Source organism: Pseudooceanicola nanhaiensis DSM 18065 (assembly GCF_000688295.1).
GTDB lineage: Bacteria > Pseudomonadota > Alphaproteobacteria > Rhodobacterales > Rhodobacteraceae > Pseudooceanicola > Pseudooceanicola nanhaiensis.
Map to the genome: position 1 here is coordinate 157,884 of NZ_JHZF01000015.1, position 18,560 is coordinate 176,443.

Below are 18,560 nucleotides of genomic sequence, written 5' to 3' on the forward strand. Positions count from 1 at the left end.
GCGGCGCAGGACCCTGGAGCTCCTTGGCCCGCGCCGCCGTCACGCCACCAGCAGGCCGATGGCCCGCGAGACGCGCCCGGCCATCTCCTCGGCGTCCGTCCCGGTCTCGCCTTCGCGCATCCATTCGACCACCAGCCACATGACCCCGGCCGCGACCAGCCGCATCAGGTCGCCGGTCGCCTCGTCGCTGCCGCCTGCGGCCCGGAAGGCGTCGGGCAGCATCTTCTCGGTCACCAGCCGGACGATGCCCGAGAAGAGCGCGACGTTCGCGCCGTTCTCCAGCACGTTGAGGTAGAAGTCGCTGTGCGCCTGCAGATGCCGCAGCGCCGGCAGGACGCGCGCCGCGACATCCTCCTGGATCGCGCGGCCCGAGGTTCCGGCGCCGCTCGGCGCCGGCGGGATCGCCCGGTCGAGATCGCCCAGCGCGGCGACCTGCGCCAGATGATGGATGCCGGTGAAATGCTGGTAGAACGTGGGGCGCGTCACCGCCGCCTCCTTCACCACCCGCGTGATCGTCAGCTCGTGCAGCGGCACCTCGCGTCCGAGCCGTTCCATCGCCCCGATGAGCGCCGCGTAGCTGCGCTCGGAGCGGGGATCCGCCTCCCGCAGGGGTTTTTCGGAACTGGCCACTTGATTTCTCTCCACCGTCATTACTATTTTACACATGTAAAATAAACAAGTCGACGACTCTCTCATATCCCAGCAGGACGGACACGTCACATGGCACAAGACCTTAAGGTCCCCCAGCCCCCGCTCAAACCCGTGATCGGCAATCTCCAGGAGATCGACAAGGAGATCCCGGTCCAGAGCATGATGCGGCTGGCCCGCGAATACGGGCCGATCTTCAAGATGCGGATCTTCGACCGCGAGATGTACCTGGTTTCGTCGCAGGAACTGGTCGACGAGCTTTCCGACGAGACCCGCTTCAACAAGCGCGTGCACCAGACGCTGCAGGAGCTTCGGGCCGCCGGGGGCGACGGGCTGTTCACCGCCTTCAACTCCGAACCCAACTGGGCCCGCGCGCACCGCATCCTGATGCCCGCCTTCGGGCCGATCGGCGTGCGCGACATGTTCCCGAAGATGCTCGACATCGCCGAGCAGATGTTCCTCCGCTGGGAACGCTTCGGCGCGGACAGCGTGATCGACGTGCCCGACAGCATGACGCGGCTGACGCTGGACACGATCGCGCTCTGCGCCTTCGACTACCGCTTCAACAGCTTCTATTCCGACGAGATGCATCCCTTCGTCGGCGCCATGGTCGGGGCGCTGGCGGAATCCGGTGCCCGGTCGCGGCGGCCCCGGGTGATGTCGAACCTCATGCTCTCGACCGCGCGGCGCTACCAGGCGGACATCGACCTGATGACCACGATCGCCTCGGACCTGATCGCCGAGCGCCGCGCCGATCCCAAGGCGGCCGACAAGGCGGACCTGCTGACGCGGATGATCTCGGGCAGGGATCCGGAAACCGGCGAGGGGCTGGACGATGCCAATATCGTCAACCAGATGATCACCTTCCTGATCGCCGGGCACGAGACGACCAGCGGCCTCCTGTCCTTCGCGACCTACCTGCTGCTGAAGAACCCCGAGGCGATGCAGGCGGCCCGCGCGCAGGTCGACGCGGTGCTGGGGGACGAGATGCCGCGGGTCGAGCACCTGGGCGAGCTGCGCTATGTCGAGCAGGTGCTGATGGAGACGCTGCGCCTCTGGCCGACCGCGCCCGCCTTCGCGCTGAAGCCGCTGGAAGAGACCACGATCGGCGGCAAGTACCCGGTGGGCCCCAGGGACACGCTGATGGTGCTGGTGCCCGAACTGCACCGCGATCCCAAGGTCTGGGAGGAGCCCGAGGCCTTCCGGCCCGAGCGCTTTGCGCCCGAGGCCGCCGCCGCGCTGCCCGCCAATGCGTGGAAACCCTTCGGCACCGGCGCGCGGGCCTGCATCGGCCGGCCCTTCGCGATGCAGGAGGCGCAGCTGGTTCTGGCGATGATGCTGCAGCGTTTCGACATCGTGCTCGACGATCCGTCCTACCAGCTGAAGATCCACGAGACGCTGACGCTGAAGCCCGAGAACCTGAAGATCCGCGCCCGCGCCCGCCGCTCGTCGGACACGCTGCGGCGGGGGCAGGGCGCCAAGGTCCGGCGTCAGAAGCCGCTGAGCGCTCCGAAAGCGCAGCCCGCGGCCGATGCCACGCCGCTGCTGGTGCTCTACGGCTCGAACACCGGCTCGGCCGAGGCCTTTGCCGGGCGGATCGCCGACGAGGCCCCGGCGCATGGCTTCGCGCCCCGTGTCGCGCGGATGGACGAGGCCGCGGGCGACCTGCCCGCGACGGGTGCGGTGGTGATCGTGACCGCCTCCTACGAGGGCCAGCCGCCGGACAATGCCGGTCAGTTCGTGCCCTATGCCGAGGCGCTCGATCCGGGCGCGCTCGAGGGTCTGAGCTATGCCGTCTTCGGTTGCGGCAACCGGCAATGGGCGCGCACTTACCAGGCGATCCCGAAACGGATGGACGCCGCCCTTGCCGCCGCCGGGGCGGCCCGCGTGGCCGACCGGGGCGAGGCCGACAGCGGCGGCGACTTCTTCGGCGCCTTCGACGAGTGGATCGCCGCGCTCTGGCCCGCCCTGGCCCTGGCCTTCGGCAAGGCGGCCGCCGAACCCGCACAGGGCGCGGGCGTGCAGGTCGACTTCGTCGAGGGCGGGCGCGAGACCATGCTCCGCCTCGGCGACCTCCAGCCCGGAACGGTCATCGAGAACCGCGAGCTCGTGGAGATGTCCGCCCCCTCGGCCCGGTCGAAGCGGCATCTCGAATTCGCGCTGCCCGAGGGGATGACCTACCAGGCGGGCGATTACCTCGCCGTGCTGGCGCGCAACCCCGAGGACCTGGTCGACCGGGCGCTGCGCCGTTTCGGCCTCTCCGCCGACCGGCTGATCGTGGTCTCGCGCGACGGCGGCGGCGCGAGCCTGCCGACCGGCCATCCGATCGCCTGCGGAGAGCTGCTGTCCCACTACGTCGAGCTTGCGCAGCCCGCGACCCGCGGCCAGGTCGCGCAGCTGGCCGCGGCGACGCAATGCCCGCCGGAAAAGGCCGCCCTGGACCGGCTGGCGGGTGAGGATTACGAAACGCAGGTGCTGGAGAAACGGGCCTCCGTCCTCGATCTGCTGAGCCGTCACGAGAGCTGCACGCTCCCCTTCGCGGAATTCCTCGGGATGCTGCCGCCGATGCGGGCGCGGCAGTATTCGATCTCGTCCTCGCCGCTCTGGAACCCCGACCACGTGACCCTGACCGTGGCCGTGGTGGATGCGCCCGCCGCTTCGGGCGTGGGGCAGTTCCGCGGCGTCGCCTCGAGCTACCTCGCCCGGCTCGCACCGGGCGACCGGGTGGCGATCGCCGTCCGGCCCAGCCAGCAGCGCTTCCATCCGCCCGCCGACCCCTCGGTCCCGATGGTGATGATCTGCGCGGGCTCGGGCCTCGCCCCGTTCCGCGGATTCCTGCAGGAACGCGCGGCCCAGAAGGCCGCCGGGCGCGATGTGGCGACGTCGCTGCTGTTCTTCGGGACCAACCACCCGGAGGTCGATTACCTCTACCGCGACGAGCTGGCGGCCTGGGAGGCGGCGGGCATCGTGCGCGTCCTGCCGGTCTTCTCGGAGCAGCCCGAGGGCGAGGCGGTCTTCGTCCAGCACCGGGTCTGGCAGGACCGGGCGCTGGTGTCGGAGGTCTTCCGGCAGGGCGGCACGGTCTTCACCTGCGGCGACGGGCGTCACATGGCGCCCGCGGTGCGCGAGACGCTCATGGAGATCTACCGCGACGAGACCGGCGCCCCGGAGGAAGAGGCGCAGGCCTGGGCCGACCGTGTCGAGCGCGAACAGGGCCGCTACGTGGCCGACGTCTTCGCCTGAGGCCACCGCCATGGCATGGGGCCGCCTGCGCCGGACAGGCGGCCCGCGCCGGGCCTCCACTGCCCAGAGGGACAGGGGCGGGCGTCATGTCGGACCGGACTGCTCGGTGACGGCTCTGCCGCGCGGTTTCGCGGCTCGGTTGGATCGGGAAAGGGGGGGCGGGCGCGGCCGAGCGACACGTCGTGGTCGTCGGGTGGCGCCGGGAGGACGCGGCTGCAGCGCCAGCGTCCCGGAAGGGTGCGCGCGGCCCCGGGGCCGCACGCACGAAACGCGTCAGGCGAGAGCGAGGTTGGTCGCCGATTCGCGGCCGTCACGGCCGGCTTCGACGTCGTAGGTCACTTTCTGGTTGTCGGCGAGGCCGGTCAGCCCGGCACGCTCGACGGCAGAGATGTGGACGAAGACGTCGCGTCCGCCGCTCTCGGGCTCGATGAAGCCGAAACCTTTAGTTGCGTTGAACCATTTCACGGTGCCATTGGCCATATCCGTGGACTCCTATGATGACACTGCCCGCAGGATGCGGCAGACTGGCGATAATCCGGACACTTAGTCTGAACGCCAGTATTCATGGAGACAGAGGTAGCGAAGCAAATCGTGCGCGCTTCCCATGTACGCATTTTCCGGAAAATTGCAAGTCCCAAGCCCAGGCCTGTCTCCTGCGCCCGGTCGGATCAGGCGGTCGTATCTCCCTCTTCGGCCGCGGCCGCCGCCTTGGCCGCCAGCGCGACGAACTGCGCGTATTCCGCCTCGTTCAGGCCCGGCAGGATCTCGTGCTGAAGCGCCGTGACCACCGGTTCGGCCGCGGCCAGTATCCGGCGCCCCGCCTCGCTCAGCGTCAGTTCCCGCGCGCGCCGGTCGCGTTCGCTGACGATGCGGGTGACAAGGCCCTTCTGCTCCAGCCGGTCGGCAACCCCGCCGATGGTGGCGCGGTCCTTGGCGACCGCCTCTGCCAGCCCCGCCTGGTCGATGCCGGGATGCGCGCGGAGGGCGTCGAGCGCGGCGAACTGGATCGGGGTCAGGTCTATCCCCGCCGCCTTCAGGCGCTGGCCGAACACGCGGGTCGAGACCTGGTGCAACCGTCGTATCAGGTGCCCCGGCATCCGCGGCGCAACCGCCGGTCTGTCGTCCTTCGCCACGCGCCTCGCTCCGCCGTTCCGCCGCGCCCCGAGCCTAGCGGCGCGGAATGATATCTGCACTTGCTTTCTTGACCGGGACGGGACCGCCCGGCAGTATGGTATGTATACATATCATATCGGCCAGCGGGGCGACGCGATGCAATATCACCTCAACGGGTTCCGGCCGGGCGATCCCGAGGTCCTCCCCTCCGACCGCCCCGCCCAGGGGCCTCTGCCCGGGGAGATCGACGTGCTGATCGTCGGCTGCGGGCCCGCCGGGCTGACACTCGCGGCCCAGCTTGCCCGTTTCCCGGGGATCGTGACCCGGATTGTGGAGCGCAAGCCCGGGCCGATGGAGAAGGGACAGGCGGACGGCATCTCCTGCCGGTCGATGGAGATGTTCAACGCCTTCGGCTTCGCCGCGACGATCCTGAAACAGGGCTACTGGGTCAACGAGACGACGTTCTGGAAGCCCGACCCCGACACGCCGGGTCACATCACCCGCACCGGACGGGTGCAGGACGTGGAGGACGGGCTGTCCGAGATGCCCCACATCATCCTGAACCAGGCCCGTGTGCACGACCTCTACCTCGACACGATGCGCAAGGCGCCCGCGCGGCTCGCGCCCGATTACGGGTGCGAGTTCGTCACGCTCGAGCTCGATCCCGCGGGGGGCTCCCACCCGGTGCGGGTGACGCTCGCCGAGGTCGCGACCGGCAGGCAGCTCAGCCTGCGCGCGCGCTACGTGGTCGGCTGCGACGGCGCCCGGAGCGGGGTGCGCCGCGCCATCGGGGCCGAGCTGACGGGCGAATCCGCGAACCATGCGTGGGGCGTGATGGACGTGCTCGCCGTCACCGATTTCCCGGACATCCGGTTCAAGGCGCTGATCCAGTCGGCGGACGAGGGCAACATCCTCGTCATCCCGCGCGAGGGCGGCTACCTCGTCCGGCTCTACATCGAACTCGACAAGCTCTCCGAGGGCGAGCGGGTGGCGAGCCGGAACCTGACCGTCGATCACCTGATCGGCGCGGCGGAGCGGATCTTCCGCCCCTACCGCTTCGCGGTGAAGGAGGTCGCCTGGTGGTCGGTCTACGAGATCGGCCAGCGCCTGGCCGACCGCTTCGACGACGTGCCCGGGGGCGACGCCCGCCTGCCGCATGTCTTCATCGCGGGCGACGCCTGCCACACCCATTCGCCAAAGGCGGGGCAGGGGATGAACGTCTCGATGGGCGACGCGTTCAACCTGGGCTGGAAGCTGGCCTCGGTGCTGCGCGGCCTCTGTCCGCCAGAGATCCTGCGCTCCTATTCCGAGGAGCGCCGGGCCGTGGCGCAGGACCTGATCGACTTCGACCGGGAATGGTCGCGGATCATGAGCGAACGCCCCGCCGATGCGGACCCGGATGCGGCGGAGGCGCCGAAGTTCCAGAGCTACTTCATCGAACACGGCCGCTACACGGCGGGGATGTCGGTGACCTATGCGCCCTCCGTTCTGACCGGGGACACGCGCTGGCAAGGGCTGGCGGAGGGCTTCGGGATCGGCACCCGCTTCCACTCCGCCCCCGTGATCCGCCTTGCGGATGCCAGGCCGATGGAGCTGGGCCACGTGATCGAGGCCGATGCCCGCTGGCGCCTCTTCGCCTTCTCCCCGGCCGGAGATCCGGCGGCGGAGGGCTCGGAGATCCGCCGCCTCTGCGATTTCCTCGAAAGCGACAGCTCGCCCCTGCGCCGGATCACGCCCGAGGGCGCGGATATCGACGCGGTTCTCGACCTGCGCGCGATCTTCCAGCAGGGACATCGCGATCTGCCGCTCGAGAGCTTGCCGGATCTGCTGAAGCCGCGGAAGGGCCGCCTCGGGCTCGTCGATTACGAGAAGATGTTCTGCGCCGACCCGGCCCGCGACATCTTCGCCCTGCGCGGGATCGACCGGGCGCAGGGCGCGCTGGTGCTGGTCCGTCCGGACCAGTACGTCGCGCAGGTTCTGCCCGTCGACGCGCACGCGGCCCTCGCCGCGGCCCTCGACGCCGTGTTCCTTCCGCAGGGGGCGGCGACGGGGCCCGTCACCGCCCGCTAGGGCTCAGAGCCGGCGCTCGCCTGCCTCGATGCGGACCGGGAAGAGGTTCTCGCGCGGGGGCAGCGGGCAGACCGCGTGCCTGGTGAAGGCGCAGGGCGGGTTCACGGCGCGGTTGAAGTCGATGACCACGCTGTCCTCCGTCACATCCTCGCCGAAGATGAAGCGCATGTGCGGATAGGTGTCGTCGAGCGAGGTCAGATCGCGGATCACGAATTGCGGCCGGTCGGCGGAGCCGTAGGTCGGCAGCAGCGCCATCTCGTGTCCGGCGAATGTCAGCCGCGCGACATGGGTCACCGGCACCTGCGTCGGAATGGCGCTCATGTTGTCCATGGTTATGGTGATCGGCTCGGGCAGTCTTTCCCACCGGGCGGTGATCCGCAGCGCGGGGTCGAGCGGGAAGCTGTCGATCTCCGGGGGCGTCTCGCGGGCCGCGGACTCCGCGTCGCGGATGCGGAGGGCGCGGATATCGTTCAGCGCGGTGATCTCGAGCAGGAACCGCCCCTCGCGCCACGCGAAGCCGCCGGCCTTGCGGTCGAGCGTCCGCACCTCGCCGTCGCGTTCGAAGGTCGCCGTGTCGCCGTCCTTCAGCGTCAGCTCTCCGAGCGTGTCGGGGCCGACCTCGAGCTTGATGTCGCTGCCGGCGGCGGATCCGATGGTGACGGTCTTGCCGGGCGTCAGAACCCAGCGGCCGAGCAGGTTCAGCCAGCCGTCCTCGGCGGAGAGCTTGGCCATGCGGGCGGCGCGCCATGCGTCCTGGGCGGCCTGGAAATCGGGGGAAACGGTCATGAAGGGTCCTGTGGTTGTCCCGCGGGCATGCGGGGAATGCTGGAAAGAAGGCTCCGGGTGTAGGCGTGCTGCGGCGCACGCAGGATCGCGGCGGTCTCGCCCGCCTCGACGATCCGCCCCCGGTCGAGCACCACGATGCGGTCGCAGAGCGCGGCGACCACGCCCATGTCATGCGACACGAAAACCATGGTCATCTTCTGCGCGATCTCGCCGAACAGATCGACGATCCGCACCCGGGTCGAGAGGTCGAGCGCGCTTACCGCCTCGTCGGCGAGCAGCAGCTCGGGCCGGGCGACGATGGCCCGCGCGATGGCGATGCGCTGGCGTTGCCCGCCCGAGAACTGGTGCGGGTAGCGCGTCAGCGTGTCGGGGTCGAGCCCCACGGACGTGATCGCCTCTTCCGCCATTTGCCGGTGATCGCCGGGAATTTTCAGCGAGCGCAGCGGTTCGGTCACGATCCGCTGCACCCGGTGCGCCGGGTTGAGCGAGGAATAGGGATCCTGGAACACCGCCTGCACCCGGCGGCGGTAAGCATGCATGTAGCGCCGGTCGCGCGCCTGCAGCGGTGCGCCGTCGAAGAGAATGCGCCCCTTCTGCGGGCTTTCGAGCCCGAGCAGGAGCCGCAGCAGCGTCGACTTGCCGGACCCGCTTTCGCCCACGAGACCCACGTTCGCGCCCTGCGGCACGGTGAAGGAGATGTCGTCCAGGACCGGGCGGTCCCTGCCGTAGGCGAAGCCCAGGTTTTCCACCGAGAGAAGCGTCATGGCCGGCCCTCCAGCGCGTCGTCGAAGCGGCGCGCGGCGGCGACGAGGGAGCGGGTGTAATCGTCGCGGGGCGCCGTCAGCACCTGTCCGGCCGGCCCGCTCTCGACCGCGCGGCCGTTGCGCATGACCATGACCCGTTCCGCGACCTGCCCGACGACGCCGAGATCGTGCGAGATGAAGAGCAGCGCGATGCCCTCGTCCCGCACGAGGTCGAGCAGCAGGGTCACGATCTCGGCCTGCGTGGTGACGTCGAGCGCGGTGGTCGGTTCGTCCGCGATCAGCAGCTTCGGCCGGCAGGCGAGCGCCATGGCGATGGCGACACGCTGGCGCTGCCCGCCCGAGACCTCGTGCGGGTAGGCCCCGAGCAGGCGCTCCGGATCGGGCAGACGGACCTGGTCGGTCAGCTTGCGCACCTCGGCGGTGACGGCGGCGGCGCTCGCCTCGCCGGTCCGTTTCAGGCGGCGGCGCACCGGCCCGGCGATCTGGCGGCCGAGCGGCATCAGCGGATCGAGCGCGGTCAGCGGCTCCTGGAAGACGGTGGCGACGGCGCGGCCGCGCAGCGCGCCGAGCGCGCGTTCCGAGGCGCCGATCACCTCGGTGCCGTCCAGCACGATCCGCCCCGAGGGCGTGATCGCGCGCGGCAGCAGGCCGGTCACGGCGAGCGAGGTCAGCGATTTGCCCGACCCGCTTTCGCCGATCAGGCCGAAGCGCTCACCGGGGGCGATGGTGAAGGACAGGTCCTCGACCAGCACCGTGTCGGCGGTGGCGAGCGTCAGGGTCTCGACGGTGAGAAGCGCCATCAGCCGTCCCTCCGCTGCGGGTCGAACCGGTCGCGCAGCCCGTCGGCGAGCAGGTTGATCCCGATCACCAGCGCGAAGAGCGCGAGCCCCGGCAGCAGCGCGCCCCAGGGCGCGGTGTAGACGGTGCCCTGCGCCTCCTGCAGCATCCGGCCCCACGAGGCGTTCGGCGGCGGCGCGCCGAGGCCGAGGTAGGAGAGCGACGCCTCGGCCATCACCGCCAGCCCGAACTGCAGGGCGAGGTTCACGCCGAGGAAGGGCGCGATGTTGGGCAGGACGTGCCAGAAGACGATGGATCCCCAGCCGGTGCCCGAGACCCGGGCGGCGGTGATGTAATCCTTCGAGAGCACGCGCTTCGTCAGGATCCGCGTGATCCGGCCCACGATGGGCGAGAGGCCGATCCCGAGCGCGAGGATGGCGGTGCCGAGCGAGGCTTCCTCGCGCGCGGCGACCACCAGCATGGCGATCAGCAGCGTCGGAAAGGCGATCAGGATGTCGAAGACCGCCGCCAGCGCGTCGTCCGCGACCCGCGTGGCGAAGGCCGCGAGGACACCCGTGACGATGCCGATGACGCCGCCGATCAGCACCGCGCCGCAGCCCACCACCAGCGCGATCCGCGCGCCGATCATCAGCTGGGTGAAGAGGTCCCGCCCCAGCCGGTCGGTGCCGGCCCAATGCGCGGCGCTCGGCGGCTCCAGCCGTCCGCCGGCCATGTCCGACAGCGCGTAGGGTGTCCAGAAGAACGACACCACGCCGAAGAGCACGACGATGCCGACCAGCCCGTAGCCCAGCCAGTGGACCGGGTTCGACCGGGGGCGGGACCGCGTGACGGCACTCATCTCCGGGCCTCCCTGAGGCGCGGGTCGAGCAGACGTTGAAGGATGTCGGCCAGGAAGCCGGTGAGCAGGACCAGCAGGGTCGAGACGATCAGCACGCCCTGGATGTTCGGATAATCGCGCTGCTGGATGCCCAGAAGCAGCATCGAGCCCATGCCGGGCAGCGAGAAGACCTGTTCGACGACCACCGCGCCGAGGAACGTGGTCGAGAGCTCGATCCCCAGCACCGAGACGACGGGCACCGCGGCGTTGCGCAGCCCGTGCCGGGCAAGGGCGCCCCTGTGGCTTTCGCCAAGCGCCCGGGCGGTGCGGAGGAAGTCGCTGTTCAGCACCTCGAGCATCGAGGCGCGGACATAGCGCATCAGCGAGGCGGACATCACGATGGCGATGGTGAGGACCGGCAGGATCATCGATTCCACCGCCTTGCCCGGGTCGGCATAGCCGCGGAGGGGGAAGCCGCCCGAGGGCAGCCAGCGCAGGTTCAGCGAGAATTCGTAGACCAGCAGGATACCCAGCCAGAACACCGGGACGGCGATGCCGATCTGCGAGACGACCGAGAGCGCCAGCCCCGCCCAGCTGTCGGCCCTGATCGCCGCGAGAATGCCGAGCGGCACCGCGATCAGCAGCGCCAGCGTGAAGGCGGCGAAGGTCAGCGGCAGGGTCACGGAGAGCCGGCGCGAGATCTCCTCGATCACCGGGGCGCGGGACACGAAGGACTGGCCGAGGTCGAATCGCGCGAGATCGCCGAGATAGGCGAGGAACTGCACCCCGAGCGGCTGGTCGGATCCGATCTGCGCCTGCGCGGCGGCGATCTGCTCGGGCGTGGCGCCGACGCCGACGAGCGCGGCGGCCGGGTCGCCCGGAAGCAGGCGCAGCAGCACGAAGAGCACGATGGCCGCGACGACAAGAGAGAGCAGCAGGATCACGAGCCGCCGCAGGATGTATGCCAGCATGGTATCCCGTTCCCTGAAGGGCCGGGGCGTGCGGCGACACGCGCGCCCCGGTCGGCCGATCACTCGGCCTTCTTGATGTCCGAGACGAAGAACTGGGAGTTCAGACCGTTCAGCGGGTAGCCCGTCACGCTCGCGGTCGAGACCACGATCTGCGGGTAGAGGTAGAGCCACATCGACGCCGCGTCCTCGGCGATGATGCGGTTGGCCTCGGCCAGCATCTCGGTCTGTTCCTCCATCGACGAGACGTTCTCGGACTCGGCGATCAGGCGGGCGACCTCGGGGTTGTCGTAGCCCCAGTAGAAGTCGGGGTTGCCGTAGAAGACGATGTCGCGGTGGTTCACGTGCTCCTGCAGCGTGGCCTCGAAATCATGCGCCTTGTAGATCTTCGTGTACCATTCGTTCGCGGTGATGATGTTGATCTTCACCTCGACGCCGACCTTGGCCAGCTCGTTCTGCACGAATTGCGCCACCACGGGATGCGGGTCGTAATCCGGCGTGTCGAGCGTGAACGAGAAGCCGTCCGGATAGCCCGCTTCGGCGAGCTGGGCCTTGGCGGCTTCGGGGTCGTAGGCGTTCACGTCGGTCAGGTCCACGTACCACGGATCGGTCGGCGGCACGAAGGAGCCGATCAGCGTGCCGTAATCGCCCCAGATGGCGTTCAGGAGCTTCTCGTTGTCCACGGCCATGGCGAGCGCGCCGCGCACCTTGGGATCGTCGAAGGGTTCGATCCGGTCGTTGTAGGCCATCAGCTCCTTGGTGGTGGAGGCGCCCTCGGAGACGGTGAAGTCGTCGTTGTCGCTGAACATCGACAGCGCGTCCGGGCTCTGGACCGAGGTGATGATGTCCACGGCGCCGGTCAGCAGCGCGTTGTTCTGCGCGGTGGCGTCGGTGAAGTACTGGAACATCACGCCGCCGTTCGACGGTTTCTCGCCCCAGTAGCCCTCGAACGGCACCATCGAGAGCGCGGAGCCGCGGCGCCATTCCTGCAGCGTGTAGGGGCCGGTGCCGTCCTCGGAGGACGAGATGTCCGTCGCCGCGTCGTTCACGATCCAGACGTAGGAGAGGTTGTAGGGCAGCGAGATCGACGGGGTCTTCAGCGTGACGACCACGGTCTTGTCATCCGGCGTCTCGATGCTGTCGATCACCGCAAGGGTGCTCTTGCGCGACGAGGCCGAGTTCTCGGCCGTGACCCGTTCGATCGAGCTTTTCACGTCGGCCGCGGTCAGCGGGTCGCCGGAGTGGAAGGTCACGCCGTCCTGCAGCGTGAAGGTGTAGGTGAGGCCGTCGTCGCTGATCTCGTAATCGGCGGCCAGTTTCGGCTCCACGTCGCCGTCGTCGGTCAGCACGAAGAGGCCCTCGTAGACGTTGCCGTTGAAGGCCTCGTTGATGCCCTGGCCCGCTCCGGCGGTGTTGTCGAGGTTCTGCGGCTCGTAGAGCGAGCCGATGTTCACCACCGCTTCGGGATCGAACGCCTGCGCCTGCGCGGCGGCGCTCAGCGCGAGGGCCGAGGTGGCGGCAAGGGCGAGGGAGGCGAAGCTGCGCCGGGTCATGGGGAATCTGGTCATGGGGGTATCCCTGTTCGTTTCTGGGTCCGCCGCGCCGCGCATGGCTGCGGTGGCAGAGGGCCGTGGTGACTTGGGCGTTTCCCGCATCGACCGGCGGGCGTCGCGGGATCGCGGCGGGCACGGGGAAACTCGAAAAACCATCTACGGCCAAGGTTACTGTCATGTCCGCCCGGCCTCCGCAAGGTCGGGCAGGGGCGCCGGCACGGGCGCCCGGGCCGAGCATAGCACGGGGCCGGGCGGGCACGCAGCCGCCTTGGGCAGGCCCCGGGCGGAGCCGCCGTGCGCTACTGGAGCTTTGCCTGGATCCGGCTGAGCGCGTGCGACAGCCGCGTGCTCTCATGGCTCGAGCCGAATTCCTCCGGATAGATCTCATGGCCGTCGGCCACGTCGTCCGAGATGTCGGCCAGCCGCGAGATCGGCGTCAGGAAGTGCCGGTTGAAGATCAGCACGAAGACCGCCAGCAGGGCGAAGAGCGCGATCAGGCTGCTCAGGACCGCGATGGAAAGCGACCGGGCCGCCGACCCGGGGGCGAGCGCCGGGAGGCGCACGACGACCGACCAGTTCATCGGAGGCATCTGGGTCGCGGTCATGTTCGGAATGATGGCGTAGACCTCGTCGCGATCGTCCGCGCCGCTCAGCACCTCGGTATGCGGCCGGTTCAGCTGGAACGACCGGATGGCCTCGGGCGCCAGCTCGGGCGCGCCCTCGGCGCGGCGTTCGGCGATCACCTTGCCTTCGCGGTCGAGGATGAAGGCGTCGAGCTCCAGCTCCTCGGCCGCCATCTTGAGGTAGGTGTCGACCCAGGGCATGCGCAGGCTGTAGACGAAGACGCCGACCGACTGGCCGACCGCATTCGTCACCGGGGTGGAGAGGTTCACCAGCGCCTCGTCGTCGCTGTCCGAGCCGGCCCGTCTCTCGGGCGAGAGGTAGACGCTGCCGACCGAACCGCCGTTCAGCCCCTCGCGGAACCAGCGCCGCGTGCCGACGTCCTCGCCTTCGCGGGTGCCCTGCGCCCCGGCGCGGATGGTGCCGCCGCGGTCCGCGAACCCGGCCCAGGCGATCCGCCCGCCGGCGCGCAGCACGGCATTGGCATAGCCGCGGATCGATTCGAGGTCGCCGGGGTCCGCATTGCCTGCCACGGCAACCAGACTGTCCCATTCCCGTTCGATGGCGCGGCCGAGCGCGACCTCGAGCGCACGGGCGCCCCGCATCGCGTTGTCGGTCTGGACCTCGCTCTGGAAGGCGCGGCCGTAGCGCGTGATGGGTCCGAGGATCACCAGAGCGGCGATCAGTCCGAAGATGAGCGAGGAGGCGATGAAGGCGGTGCCCAGATGAGGCGCGCGGACGCGCTGTCCGGGTCTGTTCTGGTCGTATGAGGGTGACACGTTGGATGCTCTTGTTATTGTTCGATGCCTGAGTGACCTTGGTGCCCCGCACCTGTCATACGGGTTTGAGTGCCAAAGTTGAGACTATTTCGCAACCGGACCGGCGATGAGCGGTAACAGGCCGATCGGACGCCGAGGCCTTCTGGGCACAATGGCCGCCGCGGGCGTGGCGGGTTTCGTCCCGGGCCGGCCTGCGCGCGCGCAGCAGGCCGGGGCCTGGGAGGCGTGGAAGGCCCGGTTCCTTGCGCCAGACGGACGGGTGATCGACCAGCTTCAGGACGGCGCCAGCCATTCCGAGGGCCAGGGCTACGGCATGCTGCTCGCGCAGGCCTTCGGCGACCGGTCGGCCTTTGCGGCGATGGACGGCTGGGCCGCGCGGGTGCTCGACATCCGGGGCGACGGGCTGATGGCCTGGCGGTGGCAGCCGGGCGCAACGCCCGCCGTCGCGGACCGGGCGACCGCGACGGACGGCGATCTCTTCCGCGCATGGGCTTTGCTGAGGGCCGAGCGCCAGTCGGGCTGGGCGGAAGCCGCGGGCCGGGCGGGCCGGATTGCCGATGCGCTCGCCGCGCGTTGCCTCGCCCCGGACCCGCGTGCCCCCGCGGAGCCGCTGCTCGCCCCCGCCGCAGAAAGCCCGCGCGGTTCGCAGGGGGTCCTGTTCAATCCGTCCTATGTCATGTCCCGTGCCCTGCGCGAGCTCGGCGCGGCTTTCGACAGCCCCGCGCTGATCCGGGCGGCCGACCACGGCGAGACCGTGCTGCGCGAACTGACCGAGGGCGGGCTGGTCCCGGACTGGACGCTGGTGACGCCGGCGGGTTTCCGGGCCGCGGAGGGGTATTCGACGCACCACGGCTACGACGCCCTGCGGGTGGCGCTCTACCTCGTCTGGTCCGGGCGGCGGGACCATCCGGCGGTCGCGGCGCGGGCGCAGCTTCCGGCGGCCGAGGGCGGCGTGCCGACCGTCGTGCAGCGCGACGGCACGGTTCTCACCCGCAGCTCGTATCCCGGCTATGCCGCCCTGAATGCGCTCGTGACCTGCCGCCCGCAGCCGTCGACCCCGTCCGAGGAGCCATACTATCCCGCGACGCTGGGGCTGATGGCCGAGATCGCCGCGCGGGAAGGTGATTCCTGCCCACATGGTTAGCGAAACTTCGCCATTGCGCGTTTCGTGTCTTGCCTGCCTCAAGATCGTCAAAGATCTGGGGCAGGCGTTAACGATAACGCGGTCCTGTTCGGCAAAAGGGGAATAGTTTGCGGTACTTCCGTCTTGTCATCGGCGCGCTCGTCCTGGTCGGCGCACTCTACCTGATCACGGCCGAGCAGATGGCGGGTGCCAGCAGCGACGCGGTGATCAACGCCCCCGTCATCGCGCTCAGATCGCCGGTCGCCGGCACTGTCGATCTCGAGCCGCTGGCGCTCGGCGCCGTGGTGCGGCGGGGACAGACCGTCGCCACCGTCGACGATCCGCAGGCCGACCGGGTGCGCATGAACGACCTGCTGCTCGAGCGCGATCTGGCGCTGGCCGAGGTGAACCGGCTGACCGCGCTGCGCGACGGGATGGAAGTCCGGCAGCAGGCCCTGGCCGAGCAGACCGAGCGCTACCACGTCTTCCGGCGGCGGGAACTGGGCGTCGCGCCCGCGGCCTCCGGGTCGGGGGCGGCCGGACTCTTCGATCCCCGCAAGCTCGAGGACGACACGGCCGGGAGCGCGGCGGAGACGGTGTCGGACGAGGCGGCGGAGGCCCCGGCGGAGGACGCGCCGCTGGAGGCAGGCGCCTCGGCGCGCGATATCCGGCAGGTGGCGGCGGGCGAGGATGTCTTCCTCGACGGGTCGGCCAGCCCGGTCTGGAACCACGACCTCCGCCTCTTCGATGCGGAATTCCGGCTGACGGAACTGTCGGCCGATCTGAAAGCCGCCAGCGCGCGCCTCTCGGCCTATACGAACCGGCTGGAGCGCGAGCGCCTGCGGGTCAACGCGCTCTCCGGTGCCAGCCTCGTCGCGCCCTTCGACGGCATCGTCTGGGAGAGGATGGCGGCGGACGGCGTGACCGTCCAGCGCGGCGACCCCGTGATCCGTCTGGCGAATTGCGACGATGTGATCGTGACCCTCTCGGTCACCGAACAGGTCTACAACACGCTGGAAACCGGCGATCCGGCGACCTTCCGTATCTCGGGGACGGACGAGGTGATGAGGGCGCAGATCGCCCGCCTCGCCGGGGCCGGCGCCGCGACGGTCTACCGGGAGCTGGCCGTGGCGCCCAGCGAGCGGCATCTCGAACGCTACGACGTGTCGCTGATCGTGCCCGAGCTGGCCTCGGGCGGGGCTCACGGGTGCCAGATCGGACGGACCGGCCGGGCCTTCTTCGACGACCGCCCGCTCGATTTCCTCCGCGGGCTCTGGGACTGAGATGCTCCCGTTCCACCTCAGCGAGACCGGGTCGAGCCTGCTGCACCTGCTGCCGGTCCTCGGCGCGGCGCTGATCCTTCCGGGCATAATCGACCGGACCAGCACCTGGGAACGCATCTGCCTCTTCGCGGTCGCGATCGTCCTCGCGGTGCGCTACATCTGGTGGCGGGGCACCGAGACGCTGGCGCCCGTCGGCCTGACGCCCGACTTCGTGGCGAGCTCTGCGCTCTTCGGGCTCGAATTCATCACGACGCTGGGCACCTTCAGCGCCTTCATCATCATGATGCGCTACCGCGACCGGTCCGACGAGGCCTCGCTGAACTACGGATGGTGGGGACCGGGCCGCGACATGCGCGTCGCGCTGCTGATCGCCACCTACAACGAAGAGCTCGAGGTCCTCGAACGCACGATCATCGGTGCCAAGGCCCTGCGGCACGTCAACAAGGAGATCATCGTCCTCGACGATGGCCGGCGCGACTGGCTGCGTGACTTCTGCGCCGAGCAGGAGGTCACCTACCTGCGCCGCTCCGACAACCGCGACGCCAAGGCCGGCAACATCAACAACGCGCTCAAGGTGCTGTCGGAAAGGGACGAGGTGCCGGATTTCGTCGCCGTGCTGGACGCCGATTTCGTGGCGCACCGCGGCTTCATCTCGCGCACGCTGGCGCTGTTCCACGACCCTCAGGTCGGACTCGTGCAGACGCCGCAGCACTTCTTCAACGCGGACCCCATCCAGCACAACCTCGGGATCAGCCGGACCTATCCGGACGAACAGCGCTTCTTCTTCGACCACCTCCAGCCCTCGCGCGACGCCTAGGGCATCGCCTTCTGCTGCGGCACCTCGTCGATGATCCGGTTCCGGGCCCTGATGTCCATCGGAGGCTTTCCGACGGAAAGCGTGACCGAGGACTTCATGCTGACGCTGACCCTGCAGAACCGCGGCTGGAAGACGGTCTACCTGAACGAGCCGCTGACCGAGGGCCTGGCCCCCGAAGGGCTGAAGGAATACATCACCCAGCGAGCGCGCTGGTGCCTCGGGCTGATGCAGATCGCCCGCAGCAGCCTCGGGCCGCTGAAGCTGAACAACCTGCGGCTGCGCGACCGGTGGAGCGTGATCGATTCGGTGATGTACTGGCTGACGACCTTCGCCTTCCGGCTGGCCACGATCGTGTTTCCGCTGCTTTACTGGTACTTCAACATAACGGTGGTGGATGCGCGTCTGCCCGACGTGATCTCGTATTTCGGAGTGTTCTATCTCTGGACGCTTCTCGTCCAGAACATGCTCTCCCGCGGCACCATCGTGCCCATCCTGCACGACGTGAGCCAGCTGATCGGCGCCTGGCCGATCGCCCGCGCCGCGGTCGTCGGGCTGGTCCGGCCGCACGGCCATCCGTTCAGCGTGACCGCCAAGGGCGGCGACCGGGGCCGGATCATCGTGCAATGGCGCATGCTCGGCTTCTTTCTGGCGCTGCTGGCGCTGACGATCGGAGGGCTGATGCTGGGCATCGTCTCGGACCGCTTCGCCTTCTACGACGCGGGCTCGGGCAAGGGGGTGATCCTGTTCTGGACGTTCTACAACCTCTTCGTCCTTGCGGTCTGTGCCATCGCCTGCGTGGAGCTGCCGCGCCGCGAGCGTCACGTCGCCGACAGCCCCGAGCGCCTGGCCTTCGTGACCGAGGCGGGCAGCCGCCGGCTCTGGCTGACCAGCCTGACGATGGACACCGCCCGGCTGCGCGGCCACACCTATCCGATCGGGACGGAAGGGCATGTGAGCCTGAAAGAGGTGGGCGATGTGCTTGCCGTCGTCACGGCCGAGACGGAAGACGGCGCGCGCCTGCGCCTTCTGCCGACGCCCGACCAGCGCACCGCGCTGATGCTGCGCCTCCATGCCACCGACAACACGCCCGGCATCGTGAACGTGCGCCTCTCGGCGCTGGTCTCGGACGTGGCCCGGCGCTTTTCCTTCAACAGCCGCACCTGAACCCGAACGAGGA

At 69.5% G+C, this 18,560-nt stretch carries 14 protein-coding genes and 1 pseudogene; 5 read left to right on the forward strand and 10 right to left on the reverse strand.

The window, feature by feature from the left end:
- Positions 1 to 39: 39 nt before the first annotated feature.
- A complete protein-coding gene (locus tag Q344_RS0119035) occupies positions 40 to 630 on the reverse strand; it encodes a TetR/AcrR family transcriptional regulator (protein ID WP_028288173.1) in 591 nt (196 codons plus the stop codon).
- A gap of 90 nt (positions 631 to 720) precedes the next feature.
- Between Q344_RS0119035 and Q344_RS0119040 the strand changes: the two genes are divergently transcribed.
- Positions 721 to 3,891, forward strand: coding sequence for a bifunctional cytochrome P450/NADPH--P450 reductase (locus tag Q344_RS0119040; protein ID WP_028288174.1), 3,171 nt, complete (start codon positions 721 to 723; stop codon positions 3,889 to 3,891).
- Between the two features lie 273 nt (positions 3,892 to 4,164).
- Here the strand turns inward: Q344_RS0119040 and Q344_RS0119045 are convergent, their stop codons facing one another.
- Entirely contained in the window at positions 4,165 to 4,371 is a 207-nt protein-coding gene (locus Q344_RS0119045; RefSeq protein ID WP_028288175.1) for a cold-shock protein, read from the reverse strand.
- A 188-nt stretch (positions 4,372 to 4,559) separates the two neighbouring features.
- Positions 4,560 to 5,024, reverse strand: a complete 465-nt coding sequence (locus Q344_RS0119050; RefSeq protein ID WP_308423338.1) for a MarR family winged helix-turn-helix transcriptional regulator — start codon at positions 5,022 to 5,024, stop codon at positions 4,560 to 4,562.
- Between the two features lie 136 nt (positions 5,025 to 5,160).
- Between Q344_RS0119050 and Q344_RS24480 the strand changes: the two genes are divergently transcribed.
- Positions 5,161 to 7,074, forward strand: coding sequence for an FAD-binding monooxygenase (locus tag Q344_RS24480; RefSeq protein ID WP_036540062.1), 1,914 nt, complete (start codon positions 5,161 to 5,163; stop codon positions 7,072 to 7,074).
- 3 nt (positions 7,075 to 7,077) lie between these two features.
- Here the strand turns inward: Q344_RS24480 and Q344_RS0119060 are convergent, their stop codons facing one another.
- From Q344_RS0119060 to Q344_RS0119090, 7 genes are all read right to left on the reverse strand, one after another.
- Positions 7,078 to 7,860 carry a DUF1684 domain-containing protein gene (locus Q344_RS0119060; RefSeq protein WP_028288177.1) on the reverse strand — a complete coding sequence of 261 codons (783 nt, stop codon included), beginning with the start codon at positions 7,858 to 7,860 and terminating at the stop codon, positions 7,078 to 7,080.
- Positions 7,857 to 8,624: an ABC transporter ATP-binding protein gene (locus Q344_RS0119065; protein ID WP_028288178.1), complete on the reverse strand. Its 768-nt coding sequence runs from the start codon at positions 8,622 to 8,624 to the stop codon at positions 7,857 to 7,859. Before Q344_RS0119065 ends, Q344_RS0119060 begins: the two co-directional genes overlap by 4 nt.
- Positions 8,621 to 9,424, reverse strand: a complete 804-nt coding sequence (locus Q344_RS0119070; RefSeq protein WP_028288179.1) for an ATP-binding cassette domain-containing protein — start codon at positions 9,422 to 9,424, stop codon at positions 8,621 to 8,623. The genes Q344_RS0119065 and Q344_RS0119070 overlap by 4 nt, the downstream gene beginning before the upstream one ends.
- Positions 9,424 to 10,260 carry an ABC transporter permease gene (locus Q344_RS0119075; protein WP_028288180.1) on the reverse strand — a complete coding sequence of 279 codons (837 nt, stop codon included), beginning with the start codon at positions 10,258 to 10,260 and terminating at the stop codon, positions 9,424 to 9,426. Before Q344_RS0119075 ends, Q344_RS0119070 begins: the two co-directional genes overlap by 1 nt.
- Positions 10,257 to 11,210: an ABC transporter permease gene (locus Q344_RS0119080; RefSeq protein WP_028288181.1), complete on the reverse strand. Its 954-nt coding sequence runs from the start codon at positions 11,208 to 11,210 to the stop codon at positions 10,257 to 10,259. The genes Q344_RS0119075 and Q344_RS0119080 overlap by 4 nt, the downstream gene beginning before the upstream one ends.
- 59 nt (positions 11,211 to 11,269) lie before the next feature.
- On the reverse strand, positions 11,270 to 12,775 hold the full coding sequence (locus tag Q344_RS0119085) for an ABC transporter substrate-binding protein (protein WP_051630860.1): 1,506 nt from the start codon (positions 12,773 to 12,775) through the stop codon (positions 11,270 to 11,272).
- Positions 12,776 to 13,059: 284 nt separating this feature from the next.
- Positions 13,060 to 14,160 (reverse strand): cache domain-containing protein, encoded by a 1,101-nt coding sequence (locus Q344_RS0119090; protein ID WP_028288183.1) that lies wholly within the window; start codon positions 14,158 to 14,160, stop codon positions 13,060 to 13,062.
- Between the two features lie 106 nt (positions 14,161 to 14,266).
- Here Q344_RS0119090 and Q344_RS0119095 point away from each other — a divergent pair, with 106 nt between their 5' ends.
- The 3 genes and pseudogenes from Q344_RS0119095 to Q344_RS24485 all read left to right on the forward strand — a co-directional run bounded on the left by Q344_RS0119095 (position 14,267) and on the right by Q344_RS24485 (position 18,547).
- Positions 14,267 to 15,304, forward strand: coding sequence for a family 8 glycosyl hydrolase (locus Q344_RS0119095; protein ID WP_028288184.1), 1,038 nt, complete (start codon positions 14,267 to 14,269; stop codon positions 15,302 to 15,304).
- Between the two features lie 107 nt (positions 15,305 to 15,411).
- Positions 15,412 to 16,566, forward strand: coding sequence for an HlyD family secretion protein (locus Q344_RS0119100; RefSeq protein ID WP_028288185.1), 1,155 nt, complete (start codon positions 15,412 to 15,414; stop codon positions 16,564 to 16,566).
- Positions 16,567 to 16,915: 349 nt separating this feature from the next.
- A pseudogene (locus Q344_RS24485) lies at positions 16,916 to 18,547 on the forward strand (glycosyltransferase family 2 protein).
- Positions 18,548 to 18,560 lie beyond the last annotated feature (13 nt).

Bases quoted from the DNA above. Each gene is read 5' to 3' on its own strand.
- Q344_RS0119045 (WP_028288175.1), bottom strand. From the start codon at position 4,371: ATGGCCAATGGCACCGTGAAATGGTTCAACGCAACTAAAGGTTTCGGC.
- Q344_RS0119075 (WP_028288180.1), bottom strand. From the start codon at position 10,260: ATGAGTGCCGTCACGCGGTCCCGCCCCCGGTCGAACCCGGTCCACTGG.
- Q344_RS0119040 (WP_028288174.1), top strand. From the start codon at position 721: ATGGCACAAGACCTTAAGGTCCCCCAGCCCCCGCTCAAACCCGTGATC.
- Q344_RS0119080 (WP_028288181.1), bottom strand. From the start codon at position 11,210: ATGCTGGCATACATCCTGCGGCGGCTCGTGATCCTGCTGCTCTCTCTT.
- Q344_RS0119085 (WP_051630860.1), bottom strand. From the start codon at position 12,775: ATGACCAGATTCCCCATGACCCGGCGCAGCTTCGCCTCCCTCGCCCTT.
- Q344_RS0119065 (WP_028288178.1), bottom strand. From the start codon at position 8,624: ATGACGCTTCTCTCGGTGGAAAACCTGGGCTTCGCCTACGGCAGGGAC.
- Q344_RS0119070 (WP_028288179.1), bottom strand. From the start codon at position 9,424: ATGGCGCTTCTCACCGTCGAGACCCTGACGCTCGCCACCGCCGACACG.
- Q344_RS24480 (WP_036540062.1), top strand. From the start codon at position 5,161: ATGCAATATCACCTCAACGGGTTCCGGCCGGGCGATCCCGAGGTCCTC.
- Q344_RS0119060 (WP_028288177.1), bottom strand. From the start codon at position 7,860: ATGACCGTTTCCCCCGATTTCCAGGCCGCCCAGGACGCATGGCGCGCC.
- Q344_RS0119095 (WP_028288184.1), top strand. From the start codon at position 14,267: ATGAGCGGTAACAGGCCGATCGGACGCCGAGGCCTTCTGGGCACAATG.